Origin of the sequence: Larkinella arboricola, assembly GCF_003259745.1 — a bacterium.
Classification (GTDB): domain Bacteria; phylum Bacteroidota; class Bacteroidia; order Cytophagales; family Spirosomataceae; genus Larkinella; species Larkinella arboricola.
This window is the reverse complement of record NZ_QLMC01000008.1, coordinates 99,572-124,528: the sequence shown is the minus strand read 5'-3', so window position 1 is coordinate 124,528 and position 24,957 is coordinate 99,572. Positions and strand designations below refer to the sequence as shown.

Annotated in this window: 18 protein-coding genes and 3 tRNA genes; 8 read left to right on the top strand and 13 right to left on the bottom strand. The window is 52.1% G+C overall.

Annotated elements, in window-relative coordinates:
- Positions 1–55 precede the first annotated feature (55 nt).
- Positions 56–499, top strand: coding sequence for a hypothetical protein (locus LX87_RS25585; RefSeq protein ID WP_111631151.1), 444 nt, complete (start codon positions 56–58; stop codon positions 497–499).
- A gap of 166 nt (positions 500–665) precedes the next feature.
- On the opposite strand, the gene LX87_RS25580 is transcribed toward LX87_RS25585, so the two are convergent.
- The 6 genes from LX87_RS25580 to gltB all read right to left on the bottom strand — a co-directional run bounded on the left by LX87_RS25580 (position 666) and on the right by gltB (position 11,268).
- Positions 666–1,553: a YybH family protein gene (locus tag LX87_RS25580; protein WP_111631150.1), complete on the bottom strand. Its 888-nt coding sequence runs from the start codon at positions 1,551–1,553 to the stop codon at positions 666–668.
- Between the two features lie 48 nt (positions 1,554–1,601).
- A complete protein-coding gene (locus LX87_RS25575) occupies positions 1,602–2,387 on the bottom strand; it encodes a queuosine precursor transporter (RefSeq protein WP_111631149.1) in 786 nt (261 codons plus the stop codon).
- 97 nt (positions 2,388–2,484) lie between these two features.
- Positions 2,485–3,696, bottom strand: coding sequence for a pyridoxal phosphate-dependent aminotransferase (locus tag LX87_RS25570; protein WP_111631148.1), 1,212 nt, complete (start codon positions 3,694–3,696; stop codon positions 2,485–2,487).
- Between the two features lie 66 nt (positions 3,697–3,762).
- On the bottom strand, positions 3,763–4,941 hold the full coding sequence (locus LX87_RS25565) for a porin family protein (RefSeq protein ID WP_111631147.1): 1,179 nt from the start codon (positions 4,939–4,941) through the stop codon (positions 3,763–3,765).
- A 163-nt stretch (positions 4,942–5,104) separates the two neighbouring features.
- Positions 5,105–6,592: a glutamate synthase subunit beta gene (locus LX87_RS25560; RefSeq protein WP_111631146.1), complete on the bottom strand. Its 1,488-nt coding sequence runs from the start codon at positions 6,590–6,592 to the stop codon at positions 5,105–5,107.
- A gap of 101 nt (positions 6,593–6,693) precedes the next feature.
- Positions 6,694–11,268: a glutamate synthase large subunit gene (gene gltB / locus LX87_RS25555; RefSeq protein ID WP_111631145.1), complete on the bottom strand. Its 4,575-nt coding sequence runs from the start codon at positions 11,266–11,268 to the stop codon at positions 6,694–6,696.
- A 644-nt stretch (positions 11,269–11,912) separates the two neighbouring features.
- Here gltB and LX87_RS25550 point away from each other — a divergent pair.
- Together LX87_RS25550 and LX87_RS25545 are read left to right on the top strand one after the other, a co-directional pair.
- Positions 11,913–12,371 (top strand): hypothetical protein, encoded by a 459-nt coding sequence (locus tag LX87_RS25550; RefSeq protein ID WP_229310822.1) that lies wholly within the window; start codon positions 11,913–11,915, stop codon positions 12,369–12,371.
- Between the two features lie 24 nt (positions 12,372–12,395).
- Positions 12,396–15,656: a M4 family metallopeptidase gene (locus LX87_RS25545; RefSeq protein WP_111631144.1), complete on the top strand. Its 3,261-nt coding sequence runs from the start codon at positions 12,396–12,398 to the stop codon at positions 15,654–15,656.
- A gap of 65 nt (positions 15,657–15,721) precedes the next feature.
- Here the strand turns inward: LX87_RS25545 and LX87_RS25540 are convergent, their stop codons facing one another.
- Positions 15,722–16,633 (bottom strand): ribonuclease Z, encoded by a 912-nt coding sequence (locus tag LX87_RS25540; RefSeq protein ID WP_111631275.1) that lies wholly within the window; start codon positions 16,631–16,633, stop codon positions 15,722–15,724.
- Positions 16,634–16,818: 185 nt separating this feature from the next.
- On the opposite strand from LX87_RS25540, the gene LX87_RS25535 reads away from it, so the two are divergent.
- Positions 16,819–17,733, top strand: a complete 915-nt coding sequence (locus tag LX87_RS25535) for a sugar phosphate isomerase/epimerase family protein (RefSeq protein WP_111631143.1) — start codon at positions 16,819–16,821, stop codon at positions 17,731–17,733.
- Positions 17,734–17,829: 96 nt separating this feature from the next.
- Entirely contained in the window at positions 17,830–18,861 is a 1,032-nt protein-coding gene (locus tag LX87_RS25530) for a Gfo/Idh/MocA family protein (RefSeq protein WP_111631142.1), read from the top strand.
- A 93-nt stretch (positions 18,862–18,954) separates the two neighbouring features.
- Here LX87_RS25530 and LX87_RS25525 read toward each other — a convergent pair whose 3' ends face one another.
- From LX87_RS25525 to LX87_RS25505, 5 genes are all read right to left on the bottom strand, one after another.
- Positions 18,955–19,362, bottom strand: a complete 408-nt coding sequence (locus LX87_RS25525) for an STAS domain-containing protein (RefSeq protein ID WP_111631141.1) — start codon at positions 19,360–19,362, stop codon at positions 18,955–18,957.
- A 22-nt stretch (positions 19,363–19,384) separates the two neighbouring features.
- A complete protein-coding gene (locus LX87_RS25520) occupies positions 19,385–20,344 on the bottom strand; it encodes a phosphoribosylaminoimidazolesuccinocarboxamide synthase (RefSeq protein ID WP_111631140.1) in 960 nt (319 codons plus the stop codon).
- Positions 20,345–20,418: 74 nt separating this feature from the next.
- Positions 20,419–21,594, bottom strand: coding sequence for a thiolase family protein (locus tag LX87_RS25515; RefSeq protein WP_111631274.1), 1,176 nt, complete (start codon positions 21,592–21,594; stop codon positions 20,419–20,421).
- Positions 21,595–21,634: 40 nt separating this feature from the next.
- Positions 21,635–22,342, bottom strand: a complete 708-nt coding sequence (locus LX87_RS25510; RefSeq protein ID WP_111631139.1) for a tetratricopeptide repeat protein — start codon at positions 22,340–22,342, stop codon at positions 21,635–21,637.
- A gap of 60 nt (positions 22,343–22,402) precedes the next feature.
- Positions 22,403–23,347 (bottom strand): vWA domain-containing protein, encoded by a 945-nt coding sequence (locus LX87_RS25505; protein WP_170139456.1) that lies wholly within the window; start codon positions 23,345–23,347, stop codon positions 22,403–22,405.
- Between the two features lie 224 nt (positions 23,348–23,571).
- On the opposite strand from LX87_RS25505, the gene LX87_RS25500 reads away from it, so the two are divergent.
- The 3 genes from LX87_RS25500 to LX87_RS25490 all read left to right on the top strand — a co-directional run bounded on the left by LX87_RS25500 (position 23,572) and on the right by LX87_RS25490 (position 23,980).
- Positions 23,572–23,659 (top strand) — tRNA-Ser (locus LX87_RS25500).
- An 83-nt stretch (positions 23,660–23,742) separates the two neighbouring features.
- A tRNA-Pro gene (locus LX87_RS25495) sits at positions 23,743–23,816 on the top strand.
- Between the two features lie 90 nt (positions 23,817–23,906).
- Positions 23,907–23,980, top strand: a tRNA-Arg gene (locus LX87_RS25490).
- A 410-nt stretch (positions 23,981–24,390) separates the two neighbouring features.
- Here LX87_RS25490 and LX87_RS25485 read toward each other — a convergent pair.
- Positions 24,391–24,750, bottom strand: a complete 360-nt coding sequence (locus LX87_RS25485; protein ID WP_111631137.1) for a carboxymuconolactone decarboxylase family protein — start codon at positions 24,748–24,750, stop codon at positions 24,391–24,393.
- Between the last annotated feature and the right edge of the window lie 207 nt (positions 24,751–24,957).

Below are 24,957 nucleotides of genomic sequence, written 5' to 3'. Positions count from 1 at the left end.
TTTGCCAAATCTGAATCAGAGGTAACGTAAAAGCAACAGAAAACAACTAATACACATGAATCGCGCCCTAAAAATTACCGCCCTTGTTCTCGCTCTGAGCACCCCGGTTTTAGCCGGAACGTCATCCAGTTTCCCCGAACCCGGGGATGAAAAGGAGAAGGCCGCTTCTGCATCACCCAACGTAAGCCGCACCAAATCGATGGGTGTCGCCATCTACCGGTCGATCAACTCGGCCAAGATGAATTTGATGATTGAGAATTACATTGAGGTGCCGTTGTATGTGTCCCTGCGGGACGAAAAAAACGAGGTGCTTCATACCGAGAAGGTAAGCAAACGCCTGAAAAAATACTGGCGGAAGTTTGATATGGAAACGATGAAAGACGGTTTGTACACGTTTGAGATCAGCGATGGGCTGAACAAAGTTACCAAGTCGTTCCGGTTGGAAACCCAAAAGGTTGAGACAAAAGAGCCCGGACGGTTTGTGTCATTGCTGAATTAATAAGGTCCCCGGAATAAAAGTAATCCCCGCTGTTGGAGTCAGTCTGCGCAAAAGAATGCCGCTCTTTTACGCGCTGCTTCTCAGCGGGGAACTGTTTTTTTGAGAGGAAAGAAGGTAGACAAGAGAAAAAACTTTTGTCAACCGATGAATTGCCTCCCGCGCTTTGTCATTTTTCAGTTTGCTCAACCGGCTCCAATGCAATCAGGTCCACAACAATTCTCCACTGGTTCTGGCTGTCTTTTTTCCAGATTCTCAAATAGTTTCCGGCCTGCTTAACGGGTTTTCCGCCCGTCGTTGTCACCACCTGCGAATTACCATATACATACCCTAAATCCCCTGATTCGGCAACGGCCGCATTCAACGGGAAAAAGGCGAGCGTAACGGGCTGCCTGAGCAACTGGTCGATGGCGGTCTGTTCGATATAAGGCTGCTGGTTCATCCGATACAGCCGGGCCTGCGGGGCCAGATGTTGTTTGTAGGTGGTGGCCGCTCCGCTTTTCTCCAGCGTGTTTGCGAACTGTTTATCAAAAGCCAGTAATTCTTCCCGGTTTTGAGTGGTGTCGGCGCTGGTAACGCTCCGAATGCCGGTAGCGGCCCGGATGGTATTAACGGGGGGAGCTGCGGGTGCCGGATGCGAAATACCGATGTCCAGTGCCACTTTCCAGCTATTATCCGCTTGTTTTTTCCAGAGACTCACGTAATGGCCGTAGCCCGTTGGTTTATCCGCCAGCGATTTGGGGCGCCACTCCCAGGGGCCGGTGGTGTAGCCCAGATCACCCGCAGCCGACACATCGGCTGCAACGGGTTGCCAGGTTAATTTCCCGGGGCTGGCCGGACTTTTTTCGAGCGACTCCCGCCCGTTGGTTACTTTGCCTTTTACGAACGTAACCCCATCGGGAGCCAGGTTTGCCAGAAAGGCGGCTTTGGTGGTGCTGTCTTTTGAAAACTGGGCAAATTTCTTCTCGGCATTGACCAGCGTCAGCAGCGGACCCTGCCCGAAAACCGGAACAATCAGTGTAAAAAGCAGCAGCGTAAAGTAGACGGTCTTTGTCATTGTTTGTTATTGATGAATTAGACCTGGCGTGGAATCATCAGGCCATTTCTACATAAACGTGCTCATGCTCGATTCGTTTGCCAATTGTTTGGCATGTTCTTTCCCCAAATACATATCTATCAGATAATGAGCCAGATACAGGACCGGCGTTAGCAAAACGGCGACCACAAATTTATAGATGTAATTGACGATGGCGACCGCCAGAACCTGCGTAAACGACCAGTTGCCGAAAATGTAGAAGGCAATAACCAGAACCACGAAACTATCGACCAGCTGCGAAACCAGCGTCGAACCCGTGGCCCGAAGCCAGATTTTGCGGCTGCCCGTAATCTTTTTCAGCGATTGAAACACTGTCGCATCCAGGATTTGCGCCACCAGAAAAGCCGTGATCGAGCCAATGATGATGCCGAGTCCCTGCCGGAAAATCATGGCGAAGGCGTTGTTGATGTTTACGGGGTTACCAACGGCGTCGGTTTTGTTCACGTCAAGCCAGAATTGCGCGGGCGGGAGCGTGGTGACGAAGTAGATAATCAGGAAGCTGTAGGCAATGAAACCCGCCGTCAGGTAGGATATCTTTTTAACGCCCTGAAAACCGTAGTATTCGTTGATGACATCGGACGTGATGAAAACCGCTGGCCAGATGACCACACCCGCCGTCAGGTTGAAATCCAGCACAAAATCGCCAAACAAATGCAACTGCGCCGGAGCCACATTCAGCAGGGTTTCCGCCGAAAAAATCTTGACCCCGATGATCTCCGCAATGATCGCGTTGGTCAGAAAAACGGCACTCAGAAAAATATACAGGTTGTTTCGTTTGGTAGAAAAAGAAGCCATTCAGGAATTATGAGTTAAGAATTAAGAGTCATCAAGAAGGAGGTGTGAAACGCCAAGACAAGATATAACTCATAACTCTTAACTCATAACTCTTGACTCATTTCCGCCGGCTTTCCAGAAACGTCTCAATTCGGTCGAGGGCGAGTGTCAGATCATCGATGGAAGGCAGGCAGACAATCCGGAAGTGGTCATTGTTGACGTAGTTGAATCCCGTTCCGGCCACGACCAGCACTTTCTGTTCGTCCAGCAAATCGTAAACAAAGTCGTCGTCGCTGGCAATGTGGAACTGCGATAAATCAATTTTTGGGAAAATATACAGCGACCCTTTCGGTTTGACGCACGTTAAGCCGGGAATGGCCGTAATGCGGTTATAGGCGTACTGAATTTGCCGGTAAAGCCGTCCGGTGGGCAGGATCAGGTCGTTAATGCTCTGATAGCCGCCCAGCGCGGTTTGGATGGCGTATTGGGTCGGGACGTTGGCGCAGAGCCGCATACTGGCCAGCAGCGTCAGCCCTTCAATGTAGGATTTGGCCCGGTGTTTGGCTCCGCTCAGAATCAGCCAGCCGCCCCGAAAACCGGCCGCCCGGTAGTTTTTCGACAAACCGCCCATCGAAACACAGAGCGTATCTTCGACCATCGTTGCCATCGGGTGATGAACAGAACCGTCGTACAGGATTTTGTCGTAAATCTCGTCGGCAAACACAATCAACTGGTGCTGCTCGGCAATCCGGGCGATGCCTTTCAGAATGTCTTTGTCGTATACCGCACCGGTCGGATTATTCGGATTAATGACAACAATAGCGCGGGTACGCGACGTGATTTTACGTTCCAGATCGGCCAGATTGGGATTCCAGTCGGCCTGCTCGTCGCAGAGGTAATGCACGGGTTTTCCGCCGGAAAGGGCCACGGAAGCTGTCCAGAGCGGATAATCGGGAGACGGAACCAGCACCTCGTCGCCCTCGTTGAGCAGCGCCTGCATAGTCAGCAGTATTAGCTCGCTGACACCGTTACCGATAAACACATCGTTGATGGCCACCTCTTTGATACCCAGGTTCTGGGTGTAGTGCATCACGGCTTTTCGGGCCGCAAATAACCCCCGCGAATCGGAATAGCCCTGCGCGTTGCGGATATTGAGAATAATGTCGTGAACAATTTCGTCGGGTGCATCAAAACCGAAAGGAGCCGGGTTACCGATGTTCAGTTTGATGATCGTGTAGCCCTGACTTTCAAGATCGAGGGCTTTTTCGTAGACCGGTCCGCGGATTTCGTAGCGCAAGTCATTGAGCCGGTAGGATTTTAAAAAATTCATAGGGGTACTTTTAGGAATAAAATGGGGACAAAGGTAACGTTTTTGGTCAACAGAGCTTCCGGATAGTTAATGAACAAGTAGAGGAAGCCGCGCTGTTAATTGTAACGAGCGGGAGGTGGCGATGCGGGTCGCTCTATCCACCGCGATATGGGGTATGATGCGAGCTTCAACCTGTAAATTCCGTTTCTGACTCATTTGGAAAGACGCTCCTATACCGGCAAGATATCCGATACTGATCCCGCTTTTCAGGGGCATGGTTGTATGGACGATATTAGAGCCAGAGTAAGTTCCCTGAATATCTGTTTCGTAGACAAGTACAAACCCTCCCTTTATATACCATCGTACCGGACCTTGACCCAACGTATAACGGGCCGTAATCGGCAATGCAAGATAGCGTTCGGAGAACGTATATAATCGACTGTCCTTGGCTGTAGGTTCCAGCGGGTTATTGACCACCACAACCCGGCTGCCCTTATAACCGGTATAAAAGACCTCAATGTCTAATGATAATTTCTTCTGGTGAGCAAAGGTAAAAAAGCCGCCTACGGTTGCGGTATAATGCGAACTGTATGGACCATTAGGATTCCAGTACGATTGAAACCGGTCTTCTGCTGCGGCATATTTCCAGGTATTCTGAACAGCCCCGGCCAATAGGCCCATTTCATAGCGAAACCTTTTTTTGACTGGTTTAACGGATTGATCCGGACTGACACAAGCATTGTAATCCTTAACAATTCGCTCAAACTGACTATTGGAACCATAAAAGTTCTGCGGATTCAGCAGGCGTGTGAAGGATGGGTCTTTACACGCTGTCAGGTTAGTCGTTAGCATCAGGAGCGCTAAATTCCCTCGTAGCGGGACAACCGTTTTAGACGGTAAACGAATCGCGTGAGTTAGACGGCCTTCCGGTCGGAACAAGCTATATAAACTGACGTATCCCCGGATTTGCTCGCGCATAAAATACGCTTTTTTTTGTCCCTCTTCTGTGAAGGTAAGGCTGCTAACGGTTTGCTTGTCACCTTCTAGAAAATAGCCGCTTATTTGTTCAGGGGTATATTCCTGAATTGAACTGTCGGGGCCAGTACGAAAATCGATCGTCTGATTATTGCGCTCTCGGATTTCGCCGGTTAGTGTATCCCCCGGTACGGTTATATACCCTTTATTAAAAAATAGTTGTGAATAAGAAGCCCTGGAAAGGAAAAGTAAAAGGCAGGTAATCAAGGCGGTTTTGTAGAAATAGTGCATAAAGATGGTATAGGAGAAGGTAGTAAGGAAAGCGATATGGATAAAATTAGTGGATAGTTACCTGGTTATACAAAAGGTTGATATAATTGCTGGCACGTTAGAAACAGCACAAAAAAGCCGCTGGTGGTCAACCAGCGGCTCTCGTAGAACTTCTATCCGTAGGTTAGACCGTCGCAAACATCGACTTGGCTTTCGCTTCCAGCTGGCTTTCACCCATCAGGAAGGTGTCTACCGCTCGCGCGGCTTCGCGCCCTTCGGAAATGGCCCATACAACTAGTGACTGACCCCGGCGCATATCACCGGCGGCAAACACTTTCGGATTGGTAGTGGTCTGATAATTAACGGCTTTAACATTGCCGCGTTCGTATTCGAGCTCCAGTGCATTGAGCAGACCCTCTTGCTGCGGGTTCACAAAACCAGCCGCCAGGAGCGCCAGTTCGCAATCGATTTCGCGTTCGGAGCCCGGCACTTCCACCATGGCCATTTTGCCATCGACGCTTTGCCATTCCAGATCAACAATGCGCAGGGCCTTCAGATTGCCGTTTTCGTCACCAATGAATGCCTTCGTATTAATCGACCAGTGCCGTTCGCAGCCTTCCTCGTGTGAGGTAGATGTGCGGAGCATCATCGGCCAGTTGGGCCAGGGCGTACTTTCGGCCCGTTCTGCCGGTGGCATCGGCATCAGTTCAATCTGCGTGACAGATTTAGCGCCGTGGCGGTTTGAGGTGCCCACACAGTCGGAACCGGTGTCGCCCCCGCCAATAACCACGACATTTTTGCCCGTTGCCAGAATGTCGCCGTTGGCGTATTTCACCCCCCGGTGATCCACTTCAACCGGTCGCTCGGCTACGCGTTTGTTTTGCTGGCTCAGAAACTCCATCGCAAAGTGAACGCCCTTCAATTCGCGGCCCGGTATGGGCAGATCGCGCGGTACGGTCGAACCGCCCGTCAGCAGAACGGCGTCGAAGTCGGTCAGCAGTTCCTTGGCTTTAATATGTTCACCAACGTTGGTGTTGGTTTTGAAGACGACGCCTTCGGCTTCCATCACGTTCAGCCGACGGTCGATCACCCATTTTTCCAGTTTGAAATCGGGAATACCGTAGCGAAGCAAACCGCCAATCTGGTCGGCCCGCTCAAATACCGTTACGGTATGGCCTGCTTTATTCAATTGGGCGGCAGCCGCCAGACCCGCCGGTCCTGAACCAACGATGGCAACGGTTTTACCGGTCCGTTTTATGCCGTGGTTGGGTTGCACCAGACCGCGCGCAAAAGCAGCTTCCGCAATCGATTTCTCGATAAACTCAATGGCTACCGGCGGTTTGTTGATGCCCAGTACGCAGGACGATTCGCAGGGGGCGGGGCAGATGCGGCCCGTAAATTCCGGGAAGTTGTTGGTCGACGCCAGAATTTCGTAGGCATAGTCCCAGTTCTGTTCGTATACCGCGTCGTTGAACTCCGGGATGATATTGCCCAGCGGACAACCGTTGTGGCAGAAGGGAATGCCGCAATCCATACAACGGGCCGCCTGTTTCTGCGTGTCCTCTTCGGCGTACGGTTTTTCGATTTCCTTGTAATCGTGGACCCGCTCCTGGGCATCGCGCTTCTTAGGCAGTTCGCGGGTGAATTCTAAAAATCCAGTGGGTTTTCCCATGAATGGTAAAGCGTATACGGTTTTTTATGAGCATTGAGATCAAGCTCACACCTTCGTGTAAGCTTGATTCTCTAAAAAATAACGAAAGAAAACGGGTTGGTTTATTGATGAACCACGTCCACAACGATGTCCTGATACACGACGTTTTTGTCGCGGATCTGATCGGTGAGCGAAACCCCCCGGCCGGCCAGCGCCTTGCGGAAGTCACTCGGCATTACCTTCACAAACTGACCGATGAGGTTATCCCAATCCTGAATCAGTTGCAGCGCCACGTTGCTGGTCGTGTACTGGAAGTGTTTTTCAACGTATTCCTTCACGATGGACAGGTCTTCAGCATCCAGTTTTTCCAGGCTAACCATTTCCGGGTTGACTTTGGACGCAAAATCACCTTCTTTGTCCCAGACGTAGGCCACACCACCCGACATACCGGCGGCAAAGTTCCGTCCGACTGAGCCCAGAATAATGGCCAGACCGCCCGTCATGTATTCCAGACCGTGATCGCCGATTCCTTCAACGACGACTTTCGCCCCGGAGTTTCGCACACAGAACCGTTCGCCCGCCATCCCGCGGATGTAAGCTTCGCCGGAGGTCGCGCCGTAGAACGACACGTTACCAACAATGCTGTTCTCTTCCGGTTTGAACGGTGCCATCCGGTCAGGATACACAATCAACTGGGCTCCACAAAGACCTTTGCCGAAATAATCGTTGGCGTCGCCTTCCAGTTCCAGCTTGATACCGTTCGTATTGAAGGCACCAAAGCTCTGACCCGCCGTACCCCGGAACTTGAAATGAATCGTTCCTTCGGGCAAGCCTTTACCCGCGTGAATCTTCGAGATTTCGTTGGACAGGACCGTACCCACGGCGCGGTTAAGGTTGATAATCGGATATTCAGCGTACACCGACTCGCCGTTTTTCAGGGCGGGCTGGGCGGCTTCGAGCAGCGTCCAGTCCAGAATGTCGGCCATGCCGTGGTCCTGATCTTCCTGCTTGAAGTTGGCGACATCGAGGCTGTTAGCGTCTTTGTAGAGAACCGCCGACAGATCAACGCTTTCGTATTTCCAGTGCTTGACATCTTTGCGCATTTCCAGCATCTGCGACTGGCCTACCATCTCGTTTACCGTCCGGAAGCCCAGTTCAGCCATAATCTCACGCATCTCCGTGGCCAGGAACGTAAACATATTTACAACATGCTCGGGCTTGCCCGTGAACAGCGCACGTAGGTCTTTGTTCTGCGTAGCTACCCCGACCGGACACGTATTCAGGTGACACTTCCGCATCATGATACAGCCCACACTGACGAGCGCAGCCGTGGCAACACCAAATTCTTCGGCACCCAGCAGGGCGGCAATCACCAGGTCGCGACCCGTCCGGATTTGCCCGTCGGTCTGCACCGTAACACGGCCCCGGAGTTTGTTGCGAACCAGCGTCTGGTGCGTTTCGGCCAGACCTAACTCCCAGGGCAGACCCGCGTGGCGGATTGAGCTGAGCGGAGAGGCCCCCGTACCGCCGTCGTGACCCGAAATCAGGATGTGATCGGCATGGGCTTTGGCCACCCCGGCGGCAATCGTTCCAACCCCGGCTTCCGACACCAGTTTTACGCTGATGCGGGCTTCGCGGTTGGCGTTTTTGAGGTCGAAAATAAGCTGGGCTAAGTCCTCAATCGAATAAATATCGTGGTGGGGCGGGGGCGAAATCAAGCCTACGCCGGGGGTAGAGTGACGCGTGCGGCCAATCCAGTCATCGACTTTATGACCGGGCAACTGACCACCTTCACCGGGCTTGGCACCCTGCGCCATTTTGATTTGCAGTTCGCGGGCGTTGGTCAGGTAGTGACTGGTCACCCCAAACCGTCCCGAAGCCACCTGCTTGATGGCGGAGTTCATGTTGTCGCCGTTGGCCAGCAGCTGATACCGCAGTTCGTCTTCGCCACCTTCGCCGGAGTTGCTCTTGCCGCCGATGCGGTTCATGGCAATCGCCAGCGTCGTATGAGCTTCCCACGAAATCGAGCCAAAAGACATAGCCCCCGTTGCAAACCGTTTGAAAATGCTCTCAACCGGTTCAACTTCTTCAAGGGGTACCGGATTTCCTTTTTTGAACTTCATCAAACCGCGCAGCGTCAGGGCCTTACGGGTTTGATCGTCGATCAGATTGGTGTATCTTTTATAAATCTGGTAATCGTTTTTCCGGGTAGCCTGTTGCAGCAGGTGAATCGTATCGGGGTTGAAAATGTGCGCTTCCCCCCGTTGTTTCCACTGATACACCCCACCCACTTCCAGACGGTTGGTGAGTTGGTTGTCTTCGGGGAACGCCTGCCGGTGCCGAACCAGAATTTCGCGGCCAATCTGCTCCAGGCCCATACCGCCAATGCGTGAAATCGTGCCCGTGAAGTACCGATCCACCACATCTTTGTTCAGACCCAGACACTCGAAAATCATGGCACCCTGGTAGGATTGCAGGGTTGAGATACCCATTTTCGAGAAGATTTTCAGCAGTTCTTTGTTGACGGCCTTGATGTAGTTCTGGTGCAGTTTTTCAACCGGATAATCGCCCTGAATCATGCCGCGCTCCTTCATGTCGGTGATGGTTTCGAACGCCATGTACGGGTTGACGCCCGAAGCACCGTAACCGATCAGCGTCGCGAAATGGTGGGTTTCCCACACGTCACCGGCTTCGACCAGAATACCGACCTGACCGCGTAATCCCTTGCGAATCAGGTGGTGGTGAATAGCCGACGTAGCCAGCAGCGACGGGATGGGCGCATGATCGGAGTCGATGGCGCGGTCGGAGAGGATGATGATCTCAAAACCGTCTTCGATGGCGTCTTCGGCGTACCGGCAAATCCGTTCCAGTGCCCGTTCCAGCCCCACACCGCCCTGATCGGCGCGGAAGTAGGTATTGATGGTTTTGGCCTGGAAATGATCTTTATCCACAAACCGCAGCTTGTCAAATTCTTCGATGGTCAATACCGGCTGGGTTAATTCAATCAACCGGCAGTGTTCGGGTTCTTCTGCCAGCAAATTGCCGTTAGCCCCCACGAACGAAATCAGCGACATGATAGCCCGCTCCCGAATTGAGTCAATCGGCGGGTTGGTTACCTGCGCAAACAGTTGTTTGAAGTAATTGGCCAGGTGCTGGCTCTGGTCCGACAGAACGGCCAGCGGAGAGTCGGTACCCATTGAACCCAGGGCTTCCAGACCCGTTTCGGCCATCGGCCCCAGAATCATCCGGAGGTCTTCGGACGTATAACCAAATGCCAGCTGACGCTGCGTAATATCCTGTTTCCGCATGTGGCTGAACGTGCGGACGGGTTTCGGCAGGTCGGAGATTTTAATTTTATTTTTGTCGAGCCACTGCTGATACGGTTGCCGTGAGCAGATGTCGGATTTTACTTCTTCGTCGCTGATGATGCGGCCCTGTTCCATATCGACCACGAACATCCGGCCCGGTTGCAGACGGCCTTTTTTGACCACTTTCGCCGGATCAACATCGTTTACCCCGGCTTCGGATGCCATAATCACCACGTCCTCGTCGGTTACCCAGTAGCGTGAAGGGCGCAAACCGTTGCGGTCGAGGGTCGCACCGACAATCTTGCCATCGGTAAAGGAGATCGAAGCCGGACCGTCCCACGGTTCCATAATGGCCGCGTGGTATTCGTAGAACGCATGCCGGGCGGGGTCCATGCTTTCGTTACCGTCCCATGCTTCCGGAATCAGCATCATCATCACGTGTGGCAGCGACCGGCCCGACAGCACCAGCAGTTCGATGGCGTTATCGAGGTTGGCCGAATCCGACTGATTTAGGTTACAGATCGGGCGCAGCATGGCCAGTTCTTCCTTCGTAAACAACTTGGATTCCAGCATGGCTTCCGCCGTTTTCATCCAGTTGACGTTGCCTTTTACGGTATTGATTTCGCCGTTATGGGCAATGTACCGAAACGGCTGCGCAAGTTGCCAGGACGGGAAGGTGTTGGTCGAGAAGCGGGAGTGAACTACGCCGACGGCTGACACCAGTTCTTCGCGCTGCAAATCGGGGAAGTAGTCACGGAGTTGTTTGGTCGTTAACTGACCCTTATACGTAATGACCCGGCTTGAAAGCGACGAATAATAAAAGCTATTTTGCAGACCGGTTACGGTTTCGTTAATAATCCGGCTGCTGTAATTGCGTATAATGTATAATTTCCGTTCAAATTCGTCGGAAGTCAGCGTTTCCGGTTTCCGGATAAACACCTGTTCCATCTGCGGCTCCACCGAGCGCGAACCGTTCCCCAGGTCGGAAGAATCAACCGGAACGACGCGGTAGCCGATCAGTTCAAGGTTCAGCTTTTTAATAGTCCGGTTCAGAATATCGCGGCATTCTTTCCGCAGACGCTCGTCTTTGGGCATGTAAATCATCCCAACGCCGTAGTCACCCGCCGAAGGCAGCGAGAAATTCAGCTTGCGGCATTCATCCACAAATAATTCGTGAGGAATCTGGATCAGAATACCGGCCCCATCACCCGTATTGGTTTCGTAGCCAACCGCACCCCGGTGATCCATGCGCGTGAGCATTGTCAGGGCGTCTTCCACGATCTGGTGCGACTTACGGCCCTTCACGTGTGCGACGAATCCAATTCCACAAGCGTCATGTTCAAACTCAGGCCGGTACAGGCCCTGTTGCGGTGCGTTAGAAGAAGACATCGGCTAAACTTTTTTGTGATTTTAAATATTGAAAAACTGCAAAAAAGATGGTCTATAGGTGGGTTTAAAAAAAAACTATGATTGCTTGATAGACAATACTGTTTTTGCGTTGGAAGTGCAAGTTACATTAAAATATATTTTGTGAAAAGGTGAAAACACGAAATTTCGTTTGTGTGATAAATTTTATGGATTTGGTACAAAATTGTCTTGGTTAGTGAATAATTTTTTGTAAAAATCAGTCTGTAATAAAGAAATGAAAACGTCAATTTTTAATGAATTTTGAATTTTAATCGCTACTATATATATAGTTTTGGTTGAAAAATATAGAATTGAGTAGCGATATGGGCTGAATTGTGATATTACTATAAAACTAAACCTATTTTTGATAAAAAGATTGTTTTTTCGTTGGAATGTGTTACTTTTTTAACCAGAAATTTGAGAAAATACGCATAAAAGTAATTTCTGACTTTAAAATTGAACTTTCATAGAAACAGGCTATTGGTTTACGTGGTTACCGCCGATCCCAACAGCCGTTTCCTCAATCCTACACACTTCAGCCGTAATTTATGACGGCTCATCCCGGGAACCGTAGTCCAGAAGCTGCCCGGCTTCTAAATTCGTCTCCTGTTCAATCCATCCGCACCATGTTGAAAGGTTTTCTTTTAAGTCTCTCTCTGTTGATGGTCATCGGGGTATCGGAGGCACAAACCGTCGCTTCCGGTTCCCGGTATCCATTAACATACAAAAAACGGCAGATTTTGGTCGGAAAGGGGGGCGGATTCACCGGTGCGTCCACGGTTTATTACCTGCTGGAAAACGGCTATCTCTACCGCAAAACCGGAACGGATTCGCTGTTTACGCCCCTGGGAAAACAACCGGCGGCTACCACCCGGCGGCTTTTTAAAGAACTGGAGAACAACTGCCGGATTAAAACCACCCCGTTCGACCACCCGGGAAACACCTATCAGTTTGTGGGCTGGAAGAAAAATGAACGGGAATACCGCGTAACCTGGGGCGCCAGCGGGCAAACCGTGCCGCCCGCGTTCCGTACATTTTACAATTCGTTCATGAAGCTGGTGCCGGCTTCAGGACGAGAAGAGTGAATTATAGCAACAACAAATACATCCATGAAATCATTTTTACTGCCTGTTCTGCTGAGCGGGGCCCTTAGCGTCCTGGCTCAGCCCGGCCCAACCGGTTTTGGGCGAAAACTGAAAACGCAGCCGGCTACGCCCGGTCTGGCCCATCGTCTGAATGCAGAAGTAGCCACGCCTTCGGGCCGGAAAGGCAATTTCCGACTGGCCGTGGGAGCTTCTGTCCCGCAGTTTGATATGCAGCCACTGCGGTTGCGGGTGGTGCGCGACAAAGACACTGATCTGCCGATTTACATCGAAAACCGGGTAAAGCCGACCGCAACGGCCAAAGGAGCCCGGATGAGCGCCCGCGCATCGGCCTTCTCGTTTATGAGCCAGATCAAGGATTTGCTGAAAATCGACAAGCCGGAGGAACAGTTTCGGATTACCAACACCGAAACCGACCACCTGGGGCAGACACACATCCGGATGGCGCAAACGTTTCAGGGCATTCCGGTGTACGGCAGTGAACTGGTGGCGCACCTGACCAACGGAACCGTGACGCTGCTTAACGGGCAGTATAAAGTGGTCAGAAACGCCAACACCACCGCCCGTATTTCGTTGCAGCAAGCGACGGAACGGGCGTTCAGGGATGTTGGAAAAGAATCGGTGGTGCGGACGTTCGGGCAGAATCTGCTGGATTTGAAGCCCTCGCAGGGAGCGTTATGCCTGTACCCGATGGGCGACAAAACAACCCTGGCCTACGAAGTAACCATTCGGCCAAACATGATTGAGCGGTGGCAGTACGTCATCGACGCGCAGACGGGGGAGGTGCTGAATAAATACAACCATACCTGCGGGGTTGACGGGCCGGTAAAGGCGACGGGCAACGACCTGAACGGGATCGCGCAAAACCTGCACAGCTACCAGTCCGGGGCCGGTTATTACATGATTGATGCCTCGCGGGGAATGTTCGACGGCAGTGCTTCCACCATGCCCAAAAAAGCGGTTGGTGCCATTGTGACCCTGGATGCCCGGAATAAACGGGATAAGGACGGCAACATGGATCTTTTTTTCGTAACATCCACCAACAATTCCGACTGGAAGGCGACCGCAATCTCGGCCCACACCAATGCCGGTCTGGCGTATGAATATTATCTGAACGTGCATAAACGCAACTCGCTGAACGGAAAAGGCGGTTCGATTCTGTCGATCATCAACGTGGTGGAAGAGGATGGCAGCGGTATGGATAATGCCTTCTGGAACGGCGGTTACATGGGGTACGGGAACGGTAATAAAGGGTTCAAACCGCTGGCGGGTGGCCTGGATGCGGCCGGTCACGAAATGACGCACGGGGTGATCGAAAATACCGCCAATCTGGTCTATCAGGACCAGTCGGGCGCCATTAACGAGTCGATGGCCGACGTATTTGGCTCCATGATTGACCGGGATGACTGGACGATTGGCGAAGACATTGTCCTGAAAAGTGCCTACCCGACGGGTGCCATGCGCAGCCTGTCGAATCCGAACCAGAATGGACCCAAAGTGCGGGGGTATCAGCCCAAAACGATGGATCAGTTCCTCGTTACGAAAGAAGACAACGGAGGGGTTCACGGCAACAGCGGTATTCCAAACCACGCGTATTACCTGTTTGCGACCAAAATCGGGAAAGACAAAGCCGAGCAGATTTACTACCGGGCGCTGACAAATTACCTGACCCGCACCTCCAAATTCCTGGATCTGCGGCTGGCTGTTATCCGGGCCACCGGCGACCTGTTTGGGGCAGAGGGGGCCGAAGTGAAAGCCGCCAAAGAAGCCCTTGATACCGTCGGCATTGTCGAAAACACCGAGAAGCCGGACGAACCGCAGGATTTGCCCGCCAACAACGGTCAGGATATGCTGATGCTCTACAGCATCGGCGACGAGAAACTCTATACGGCCCCCATGACTACGGGCGACCTGACCCCCCGCATCAAAGCAGGCATCAACCACAAACCGAGTATTACGGACGATGGCAAAGTAGCCTATTACGTTACCGAAGACGGAAGAATCCGGGCGGTGAGCCTGACCGGCGCGGTGGAGGAAGTGGTGGTGTCTGACGAAACAATCTGGGATAACGTAGCCATTTCGCGGGACGGTAAAAAGCTGGCGGCTCTAACGAAGGAGCGCGATGCGTCGATCTGGGTGTATAGTTACGACCTGAAAAAGTGGAAGCAGTTTCCGCTTTACAACCCGACCACGGCCGAGGGCGTGACCACCGGGGAAGTTCAGTATGCCGATTCGTTCGAATGGAACCATACCGGGGAGTTTCTGGTGTATGACGCCTACAACAGCCTGAAAAGTACGGATGGCGAGGATATTAACTATTGGGACGTGGGGTTTATCAGCGTGTGGAACAAAGCGGAGAATACCTTCGACGACGGAAACATCCTGAAACTGTTTTCGAAACTGGAAGAGGGCGAAAGTGTGGGAAACCCGAGCTTCTCGAAAAATTCGCCGGGCATCATTGCTTTTGATTACCTGAATGAGATCGACGAAACCTACAACATTCTGGCGGGCGATCTGGAAACCGGCAAGCTCAGCTCGGTTATCTCGAACGTAACAATTGGCTATCCGGATTATTCCCGGCTCGACGACCGGCTGGTTTTCAATACGCTCAACACCGACGGCGACGTGGAAATGATTGCGATGATTGAAATGAAGGCCGATAAAATTTCGCCTAAAGGAGACGTGAAACCGTTGTACGACAACGCCCGATGGGGCGTCTGGTACGCCACCGGAACGCGGGCCGAAACCGGCAAAACCGCACAGACCATCACGTTCAATGCCATTCCGGATCAGTACGAGGGCGACGGCTCGTTTACGCTGACGGCCACGGCTTCGTCTAAATTACCGGTTAGCTTTGAAGTGGTATCGGGGCCAGCGACAATTGCGGGCAACCGCCTGACGCCCACCAAACCGGGTGTGGTAACGGTCCGCGCTACGCAGGCCGGAAACGAGCAGTATGCCGAGGCTCCACCGGTGGAGCGCAAGTTCAATGTACTGGCCGTTACCGGTACCGAACCAACGTGGGCCGATGCGCTCAAAACGTATCCGAATCCGGTTGGTGCTTCGCTGACGGTGGAGTTGCCGCAGGGTGATTATTTTGAGAGTCTGACGCTTACTACGGCTTCGGGGGCCACGATTATTCAGCAGCCGATCAAAAACCGGATGCACCAGACCACGCTGGACACGAGCCAGTTGCCGTCGGGTTTCTACGTGCTGAAGGTTCAGACGCCCAAAGGTGTGGCGCACCGGAAGGTCGTGAAACCGTAAAAGTCGGCCTGTCTATACCGCAAAAGCCGCTTCTAGACCCGGGAGCGGCTTTTTATAGGAAACCGTTAAATTTCCGTCGTCTCGCCTTCAATCGCCAGATACGTTTCGGGAAAAATCGAACGGGCCTGCACCAGAAACTCGTCGGTTACTTTGTAGCGCGACGAAAAGTGTCCGATCATCAGCCGACCGGCACCGACCTGAGCCGCCGTTAAAGCTGCCTGACGCGCCGTAGAATGGAAATACCGGGCACTCAATTCTTCAAAATCATCCAGAAACGAAGCTTCGTGGTACAGCAAATCCACCCCGCGAATCTGATCAAACATGGCTTCGTTATACCGGGTGTCGGAGCAGAAGGCGTAGGAGCGGGGCGGGGGCGCGGGCAGTGTGTATTCTTCGGCGCTGTACAGCACCTGGCCCTGATCGTCCACAATGTCTTTCCCGTCTTTCAGCAGCCGGTAGTACGCCACCGGCAAATCGGCGGGCAGTTTTTCGGCAATCAGCTTGCGTTTACGGCCTTTTTCCCGGAACAGAAAACCCGTGCAGTCGATGCGGTGTTGCAGCGGAATGGTTTCCACCGTCACGTTCGGATGGTTGAGAATCAGGGCCGGTTGGTGCGGATCGGTTTCCTGAAAATGAATCGGGTAATTCAGTTTGGTATCGGAATACCGAAACTGTACGGTAATGATTTCCCAGAGGCCACGCGGGCCAAACAGCCACAAATCGTCGGTGCGCCCGGACAGGTTCAGGCTCGACAGCAGTGGTACCAGCCCGAAATAGTGGTCGCCGTGGAGGTGACTGATAAAAATGTACTTGAGCCGTCCGGGCCGGAGATGGTTCTCCATCAGACGGTATTGCGTGCCCTCTCCGCAGTCGATCAGAAAGTAATCGCCTTCGATGGTAATTACCTGGGCGGTGGTATGGCGGTTCAGCACGGGCGTTGCCGACCCGCTGCCTAGTATGGTCAGGTTGAATGTCATATTTTTCGTAAACTTGCCACGAATCCGTTCGGTTTCCAAAACTGGATTTATTCTTTCATCAGTATGTTTTTGGTCCGTTTCGGACGAATAAACAGTGCCATCTGAATCGAAACAAACGAACCGATTACCGAGTAGCCAACCGGTTATCAAACGGTGTTAACCCTAAAAACTAACCCACTGTTATTATGCTGCATCTTGGTTTTGTAAGTGCCATTCTGGCGGAATATGATCTGGAGCATGTGCTGCAATTTGCCTCGGAGCAACGCTTCAAATGCGTCGAAGTGATGTGCTGGCCCGCCGATAATGCCGATGCTCGGCGGTATGCGGGTGTTTCGCACATTGATGTGGATAATTTCGATGTCAAGCACATTCAGCAACTGACGCAGAAATACGGCGTTTATATTTCGGGCCTGGGTTATTATCCCAATCCGCTGGACCCCGACCCGGAAAAAGCCGCCTATTACCGTGAGCACATCAAGAAAGTCATTCGGGCAGCCGCCCAGTTGAATATTCCGGTCGTCAATACGTTTATTGGCCGCAATCCGGGGCTGAACATCACCGAAAACCTGAAGCTGTTTGCCCAGCACTGGCCCGCCATCATCAAAGTAGCCGAGGAAAACAACGTGAAGATCGGTATCGAAAACTGCCCGATGTGGTTTACCGACGACGAATGGCCGGGCGGCAAAAACCTGGCAACAACCCCCGCCATCTGGGACCGTATGTTCGAGATCATCCCGTCGCCCATTCTGGGCCTGAACTACGATCCGTCGCATATGATTTTTCAGATGATGAACGAAGTAAAGCCCATTTACGACTACAAAGACCGGCTTCACCACATCCACCTCAAGGACGTGAAAGTATACCGCGACAAACTCGACCGGGTTGGCATCATGGCGAATCCGCTGGAATACCACTCGCCGAAGCTGCCCGGTCTGGGCGACGTGCGTTGGGGGACGTTTTTTGCGGCTCTGACCGACGTGCGGTACCGGGGTCCGGTTTGTATTGAGGTGGAAGACAAAGCCTACGAAGGCAGCGCCGAAGACGTACAAACGGCCATTCTGACGGCCCGCAATTACTTAAGCCAGTTTCTGGTACTTTAAAATCGTTATCGTAACACAGCGTTAATCGGAGTGCTCCCTGATAACCTCTGATGTTCTCTGATTGACGCTGTGTTACAACTCCCAACCCTCAAATCAATGCCAACATTCAAAGCCGCCCTTATTGGAGGGGGCAACATTGCCGACAAAAACCACATTCCTGCCCTGCAAAAACTGGCCGATCAGGTCGAAATCGTGGCCGTTTGCAGCCGCGACGGAATTAAAGCCGGGGCGCTGGCGCAGAAGCACGGTATTCCGCACGCGTTTGACGATGCCGCCAGGATGTACGAGCAGTGCCAGCCGGATCTGGTGGTGATCTCAACGCCGAACAACCTGCATTATCCTTTTGCCATACAGGCGCTCGAAAAAGGCTGTCACGTTTTCTGCGAAAAACCGCCCGCCCTGACTGCCCAACAGGCCCGCGAAATGGCCGATCTGGCTACCCGCAACGGCCTGGTGCTGGCGTATAACCTGCAACTGCGGCAGACGGGTGAATGGGAGTTGATGATGCGCAGCAAAGCCGACGGACAGTTGGGCGAGATTTACCACATCAAGGCTAATTTTCTGCGTCGGCGGGGCATTCCGGGCTGGGGCTATTTTACCGATAAGGCCATGCAGGGGGGCGGGGCGCTGATGGATCTGGGCGTTCATGTGCTTGATCTGGCCCTGTGTGCGCTCGATTACGCCGTTCCCGACCGGATTCTGGCCAATACCTACGACTTTATCGGCAAAACCGGCGGCAAAGGATTGATGGGTTCCTGGAATCCTGAAAAATTTGAGGTGGAAGATGCCTGCATGGCGTACCTGTCGTTTCCGAACAATGCGTCCATTATGCTTTCGTCGTCGTTTGCCCTGAATACGCAGACGGACATTAACCGCAATCTGGAGGTATTTGGCAGTCGGGGAGGGGCTAAATTATTTCCGTTTACGCTCTATACCGAGGTGGCTGGCGAACTGGCAGATGTACACTTTCCGTATCTGGAAGATAGCGATATTCAGCTTAAAAATACGGCGGCTTTTGTGGATGCCTGTCTGGGCAAACCGTCTAACGTCTGCACGGGCGAGCAGGGCGCTATTTTGCAGGAAGTGGTCGAGCGGATTTACGGTTCGGCGCAGAGAACGGAAGTCTGACCTGACTCTCTACAACGGTTTCTATAAAACAGCCCTGAAAATCATGATTTTGTACATGGTTTTCAGGGCTGTTGCTTTATTAGAAGTCGGCCCTTAATCGTCGGAGCTGCCGCCGTATTCGTAGCTGTCGTCGTCTTCGCTGCGGAAATCGTTTTCGAGTTCGTTCATGAAAACGGCGTCAACGGCTTCTTCCACCGTCGGCAGGATGGTCAGATCGGCAATTTTGGCATCGTCCAGGTAGTCAATGACATCATCCCGTTTAGTGACCAGAATGAACAGACCGGATTCGTTGGTGCACTGCCGGTTGATCTTGCGGATAATCGGAATGCCTGCATCTTCAATTTCATCGACGGCGCTAAAATCAACGATAATATTGCTGTAGCCTTCCCGGAACAGGTTTCGGCTGAGCGTTTCAAACGTAGACGGTACTTCTCCGCCGAATACCGTTTCATTGAGGGTAATCAGCGAATACTGCTCGTTTTTTTCAATCGCATAATTCATAGTGGATAGCAATTTTTCCGGTTCAAAAATACGTAACAGTCAGTGAACGGCGGATATTTTCTTCAATGCGGTTATAAATATTGTCGGTTTCGGAGCGAACAAATGATTTACCGGTCACCTTTTCATACAGCTCAATATACCGGTTAGAAATCTGCTCAATCCAGGCGTCATCCATTTCCGGAACGGTTTGACCTTCTTTCCCTTGAAAATGGTTCGCAATCAGCCACTCCCGCACAAATTCCTTGGAAAGCTGCTTTTGCGGAAGGTCCTGCTGCTGATTTTCGGTGTACGAGTCGGCGTAATAATACCGGGACGAATCGGGCGTGTGAATTTCGTCGATCAGGTAAATCTGACCGTTCAGCGAGCCAAATTCATACTTCGTATCCACCAGAATCAGACCCCGTTCGGCGGCCATTTCCGTACCTTTTTTAAACAGCGCCAGGGCGTATTTTTCGAGTTGAACGTATTCGCTTTCCGGAACAATCCCGCGTTCCAGAATCTCTTCCCGCGAAATATCTTCATCGTGCCCTTCGTGCGCCTTAGTTGTGGGCGTAATGATCGGTTCGGGCAATTGATCGGCTTCTTTCAGACCGTCGGGCAAGGCAACCCCGCAGAGCGTGCGGTGTCCTTCACGGTATTGCCGCCAGGCGTGGCCCGCCAGATACCCTCGTACCACCATCTCAACCGGGTACGACTGGCATTTCAGACCCACGCTCACGTTTGGATCGGGGACATCCAGCAACCAGTTTGGTACAATATCGGCGGTGGCTTGCAGAAAATGGGCCGCCGTCTGGTTCAGCACCTGCCCTTTGAACGGAATCGGGCGGGGGAGAACCACATCGAAAGCCGAAATGCGGTCGGTTGCCACCATCACCAGGCGGTCGTCAAAATGGTAAACGTCGCGGACTTTCCCGCGGTAAAAGCCGGTCTGCCCGTCGAAATTGAAAGCGGTTTCCTTGATGGCCTGGGTGGTTTGATTCATTTCTGGACGAAAAAGTGAAAATTTCCGTAAAAGTAAAGAGCCGAACCCATTCCGTTTATAGATGAAGCCGGAAATTATAGCTTCTCGATAACCAGCGCCGACGCACCACCGCCCCCGTGACAGATTCCGACCGCACCGATGCGACCGTTTTGCTGCTCTAGCACACTCGTCAGGGTCGTGACAATCCGGGCACCGGATGCACCCAGCGGATGCCCCAGCGAAACGGCACCGCCGTAGACATTCAGTTTTTCCTGCGGAATTTCCAGTACCTGGCTGCACGCCAGCGGAACCACCGCAAAGGCTTCGTTGATTTCGTAAAAGTCCACCTCGTCGGGTTTCAGACCAGCGCGTTTCAAAGCCGCCGGAATCGCCAGCGTAGGGGCTGTGGTGAAAAAAGCCGGTTCCTGCTCCGCGTCGGCGTAGCCCAGAATCCGGGCCAACGGTTTCAGGCCCAGTTCTTCCGCTTTTTTCAAACTCATCAAGACCAGCGCCGAAGCCCCGTCGTTGATCGTCGATGCGTTGGCGGCCGTCACCGTACCGTCGGGCGAAAAAGCCGGTTTTAGATTCGGGATTTTGTCAAAGAACACATTTTTGTATTCTTCATCTTCGCTAACGGTTACGCTGCCTTTGGGACGCGGAATTTCTACCGGAACCAGCTCGGTTGCAAAGCGGCCGTTTTGGGTGGCTTCGGCGGCCCGCTGGTACGACCGGATGGCAAAGGCATCCTGCGTTTCGCGGCTGATGCCGTACTTCCTGGCGGTCTGGTCGGCAAAGACGCCCATTGCGCACTGATCATACGGATCGACTAAACCGTCTCTGGCCAAGCCGTCAATGAGTTGTGCGTCGCCGTATTTGTAACCAAACCGGGCTTTTGGTACATAATAGGGCGCATTGGACATGCTTTCCATGCCACCGGCCACAATGATGTCGGCCTGCCCCAATTGAATGGTTTGGGCGGCCATAGCGATGGCTTTCGTGCCGGAAGCGCACACTTTGTTGACCGTGGTGCAGCGAACCTGATACGGTAATCCGGCTTTCAAAGCCGCCTGCCGTGCCGGGGCTTGCCCCAGGTTGGCCGACACCACATTGCCCATGATGACTTCTTCCACCTGATCGGGCGAAACACCGGCTTTTTCGTAAGCCGCCCGGATGGCCACCGCGCCCAGTTCGGTTGCGGATAAAGGCGCTAATACTCCCCCGAAACTACCGATGGGTGTACGGACAGCCGAAACAATGACCACTTCATTTATCGTCAGGGTATTCATGGCGGTTTTTGATGTAAACGGGAAATTAATAGGTATTATACTGCTGACGGTTTTTGGAAGCCGATCCCCGTCTGCGTTGATTAATGTACTGAACTTCATTATGCTGCATGGCGTTCAGAATGGATAAAGCCTGTTCTTCGGATAGATTCAGGGAGCGCAACCGACGCAGTAACTCGTCTTTGTTGTCGCCCTGTTGAGGCTGTGTTCCTTTTTCCTGACCCGGTTCCGGGCTTACCTCCGTCTCCTGCTGCGTCTGGCGGGGTTTGGTTCTGGGCTGCTGCGAATGCTTGGTATGCGGTTTACCGGAATACGTCTTTGCAATCAGTTCGTAATTAAACTGGGCGGCTTCCAGGGCCGGAACGGTCGTCAGTGCTTTACGGAACAACGACAGCGCAGTGGCCGAATCGCCCTGTAAAACGGCAATAATGCCCAACTGCACTTCCGCAACAGCCGCCAGCCCCGACTGATTGACCTGCGCCACCAGGCGGTACTGTCGCTGAGCCTGCGCATACTGCCGGAGCTGGAAATAGGAGTGGGCCAGATTCAGGCGGGCCGACGGTTCTACAAACAGCGTGGAGTTGGCCAGCGTGCCATACTGTTCTACGGCGCGTTTGTAATTACCGGCCTGGTAAGCCTTCAGGCCCTCGATCCGGGCAATGTTATCACGCGAAATCCTGTCGAACGAGCGATTGTCATACAGCCAGAGCAATACCGACAAAATCAGGTAGGTCATGTTCAGAATGAAAAGGCGTTCGGCAAAAATAACAACTCTTTCAAACCCTTAAAACGTCGTTTATAGTTTAAACGTTCGGACGGTTATCAGGATATCGATAGCTATCAGAACCAGGGCACCGATCAGAAAGTAATAGTATTTGTTGGTTGTTACCTCCAGTTTCCGCTGATCGATCACCCGGTTTTCCAGGTTTTGTATTGCTGATACCAGGGGCATCAGATCGCCGGACGACGAAGTCAGTTCCAGGTAAGAACCTCGCGTGTCCTGTACAAACTGGCGTAGATAACTGCGATTCAGGCGGGTATGAACAACATCTCCATCGGCATCGCGGAGATTACCTTTCGAGGTGGGAATGGTGCTCCCGTTTTCGGTACCCACACCTACAACAAAGGGCGTAATACCGTACCGGCGTAGTTGTCCGGCCAGGGCCGGATCGCACTCCCCGAAGTCTTCCCCATCGGTTAGCAGCACGAGTACCTTCGTCTGGTTCAGGTCCGACGTTTCGGCCAACTGTTTCTGGAGCGCCAGTTCAACGGCAGAGCAGAAATTGGTGCCTGATTCGGGTACAAGCCGGGTGTTTAGCGACTGGATAAACAGCGCTAACGCACCCTGATCGGTTGTCAGGGGTGCGTGGACGAAGGCTTGTGTGGAGAAAATCAGCAGACCAAAACGGTTGCCGGGGAGGGCTTCGACCAGGTGTTTGAGTTCAAACTTCACTTTTTCCAGGCGTGTTGGCGGAAGGTCGGGGGCATCCATTGACTTCGATAAATCGACGGCGATGTAAATATCTTTGCCCTCGGAAACCAGTTCTTTTTCGACTACACCGAACGAAGGGCCCAGCAATGCAATCAACAGCAGGGTTAAATAACCCGTCCGCAGGAAAAATTTTGGAATGGTCGCCCAGGCTTTGGCCCCCAGCAGGTGAGCGACCCGAAAGGTTCGGAAAAAATAGTATCCGTATAGCAGCAAAAAAGCCGCAATAAACAGATACTCAGTTTGGGACAAGCTATGATTCCAGTTCATGCAAACAACTCCGCAACAGAATACCGACTTGCTCGTGGGGCATCGGTTTGAATCCGTGAAGCTGCGAAAATAGGGGAAATGATCGGTTGCTGGGCGGTTTGCTGAAAATTGCTGAGAAAGTTTTTTGTCAAAATCTTGGCGAAACGGCAGGAATACCTCTATATTTGTGACCCCAACGACGGCAAAGCGCCATTGGGGATTGCAACGGAGAGGTGCCTGAGTGGCCGAAAGGAGCAGTTTGCTAAACTGTCGTACCCCTAAAGGGTACCGCGGGTTCGAATCCCGCCCTCTCCGCAAACCGTATCAACGGGGAGAGGCAGTGGTTTTTAATTTCTTTTTTCGATTAAAAACTGTATCTTTGCACTCTCATAAGTTTTCGGGGTGTAGCGTAGCCCGGTATCGCGCCTGGTTTGGGACCAGGAGGTCGTAGGTTCGAATCCTGCCACCCCGACTAAATTAGTTAAGAGTTATGAATTAAGAATGAAGAGCCAATTGGTCAAAACAACTCTCACTTCTTAACTCATAACTCTTACTTATTTCAGGTCCCGTAGCTCAGCTGGATAGAGCATCTGCCTTCTAAGCAGACGGTCTTTGGTTCGAATCCAAACGGGATCACATTTTTACTTATTGGGGTTGGCTAATTTTGAGGCAAATCTGCTAATATTCAACTGTTAACCCCTTTTTCTTTATTAAACTTAATTTTTTTAGATAAAGTCTAGTAAAGAAATTTCGTCCCCTTTATCAACTATTGTGCTTAGCTTGGTACAGATCAAACCAGGTTAAAAGTGAAGGCAATTACCGATAAGTCAGTAAAATTCCTCCTTCAAAGATTCCAAGGCTACTAGTCCCACGCTGATTTATTTAGTATTCCGATATAATGGTGGACGGTTTAAGTTTTCGACCGGAAAAACCGTTCAACCACATCTATGGAACTCTGATAGACAAAGGGCTGTTTACCGACTCCAAGATTATAAGGGCAGAAGGCAGCGGGAAATTAATGAAACGACAAAGGCTCAACTTGAGCGTCAGCGTTCCCCACTGTTAAAAGTTCCTGAACTGGCTTCTTCGAAAAGACGCATCGCCATCAGACCTGTGCCAACAGCACCACCAGCCCGGAGTGCAGCCGCAATAAAGACGGTCTCAGCAATTTCTTCCCTCGTGGCCCCTGCTTTCACCGCATTATTAATGTGCGACTCAATACAATAGGCACATTGAGTGGTCAGTGCCACCGCTACTGACATCAGTTCCCGGTACTTGACAGGGATCACACCATCGGCTCGCTCAGCCGTGTGTTTAAGGTTCATAAAGGCGGCCGACTCTTTGGGAGCTGCATTGAGCAGGGCATTGGTATACGCTCGGTCTTTGGGAGTTTGGTATTCAGCCATAGGAGACAATAAGGACGGACTTGGTTAAGGGCTTGAAGACAAGGTAGAAAAAAGAAATGAATTTATATTCTTCAGGCCAACCTACGCATTCGCTCTCACCCCTCAAATCCTAATTGACTAAGCGGCTGAAAAATCATTAGTAGTCTACCTGAAGGAATAAGCAGCGAAAAAGGATATGGAAGCTCCATACCCTTAATTCCATACCCT

Excerpts from the sequence above, each read along its gene's own strand:
- LX87_RS25540 (WP_111631275.1), bottom strand. The coding sequence starts at position 16,633 with ATGACATTCAACCTGACCATACTAGGCAGCGGGTCGGCAACGCCCGTG.
- LX87_RS25510 (WP_111631139.1), bottom strand. The coding sequence starts at position 22,342 with ATGACCTACCTGATTTTGTCGGTATTGCTCTGGCTGTATGACAATCGC.
- LX87_RS25530 (WP_111631142.1), top strand. The coding sequence starts at position 17,830 with ATGCCAACATTCAAAGCCGCCCTTATTGGAGGGGGCAACATTGCCGAC.
- LX87_RS25520 (WP_111631140.1), bottom strand. The coding sequence starts at position 20,344 with ATGAATCAAACCACCCAGGCCATCAAGGAAACCGCTTTCAATTTCGAC.
- LX87_RS25580 (WP_111631150.1), bottom strand. The coding sequence starts at position 1,553 with ATGACAAAGACCGTCTACTTTACGCTGCTGCTTTTTACACTGATTGTT.
- LX87_RS25545 (WP_111631144.1), top strand. The coding sequence starts at position 12,396 with ATGAAATCATTTTTACTGCCTGTTCTGCTGAGCGGGGCCCTTAGCGTC.
- LX87_RS25570 (WP_111631148.1), bottom strand. The coding sequence starts at position 3,696 with ATGAATTTTTTAAAATCCTACCGGCTCAATGACTTGCGCTACGAAATC.
- LX87_RS25525 (WP_111631141.1), bottom strand. The coding sequence starts at position 19,362 with ATGAATTATGCGATTGAAAAAAACGAGCAGTATTCGCTGATTACCCTC.
- LX87_RS25485 (WP_111631137.1), bottom strand. The coding sequence starts at position 24,750 with ATGGCTGAATACCAAACTCCCAAAGACCGAGCGTATACCAATGCCCTG.
- gltB (WP_111631145.1), bottom strand. The coding sequence starts at position 11,268 with ATGTCTTCTTCTAACGCACCGCAACAGGGCCTGTACCGGCCTGAGTTT.
- LX87_RS25535 (WP_111631143.1), top strand. The coding sequence starts at position 16,819 with ATGCTGCATCTTGGTTTTGTAAGTGCCATTCTGGCGGAATATGATCTG.
- LX87_RS25565 (WP_111631147.1), bottom strand. The coding sequence starts at position 4,941 with ATGCACTATTTCTACAAAACCGCCTTGATTACCTGCCTTTTACTTTTC.
- LX87_RS25560 (WP_111631146.1), bottom strand. The coding sequence starts at position 6,592 with ATGGGAAAACCCACTGGATTTTTAGAATTCACCCGCGAACTGCCTAAG.
- LX87_RS25575 (WP_111631149.1), bottom strand. The coding sequence starts at position 2,387 with ATGGCTTCTTTTTCTACCAAACGAAACAACCTGTATATTTTTCTGAGT.
- LX87_RS25585 (WP_111631151.1), top strand. The coding sequence starts at position 56 with ATGAATCGCGCCCTAAAAATTACCGCCCTTGTTCTCGCTCTGAGCACC.
- LX87_RS25550 (WP_229310822.1), top strand. The coding sequence starts at position 11,913 with ATGTTGAAAGGTTTTCTTTTAAGTCTCTCTCTGTTGATGGTCATCGGG.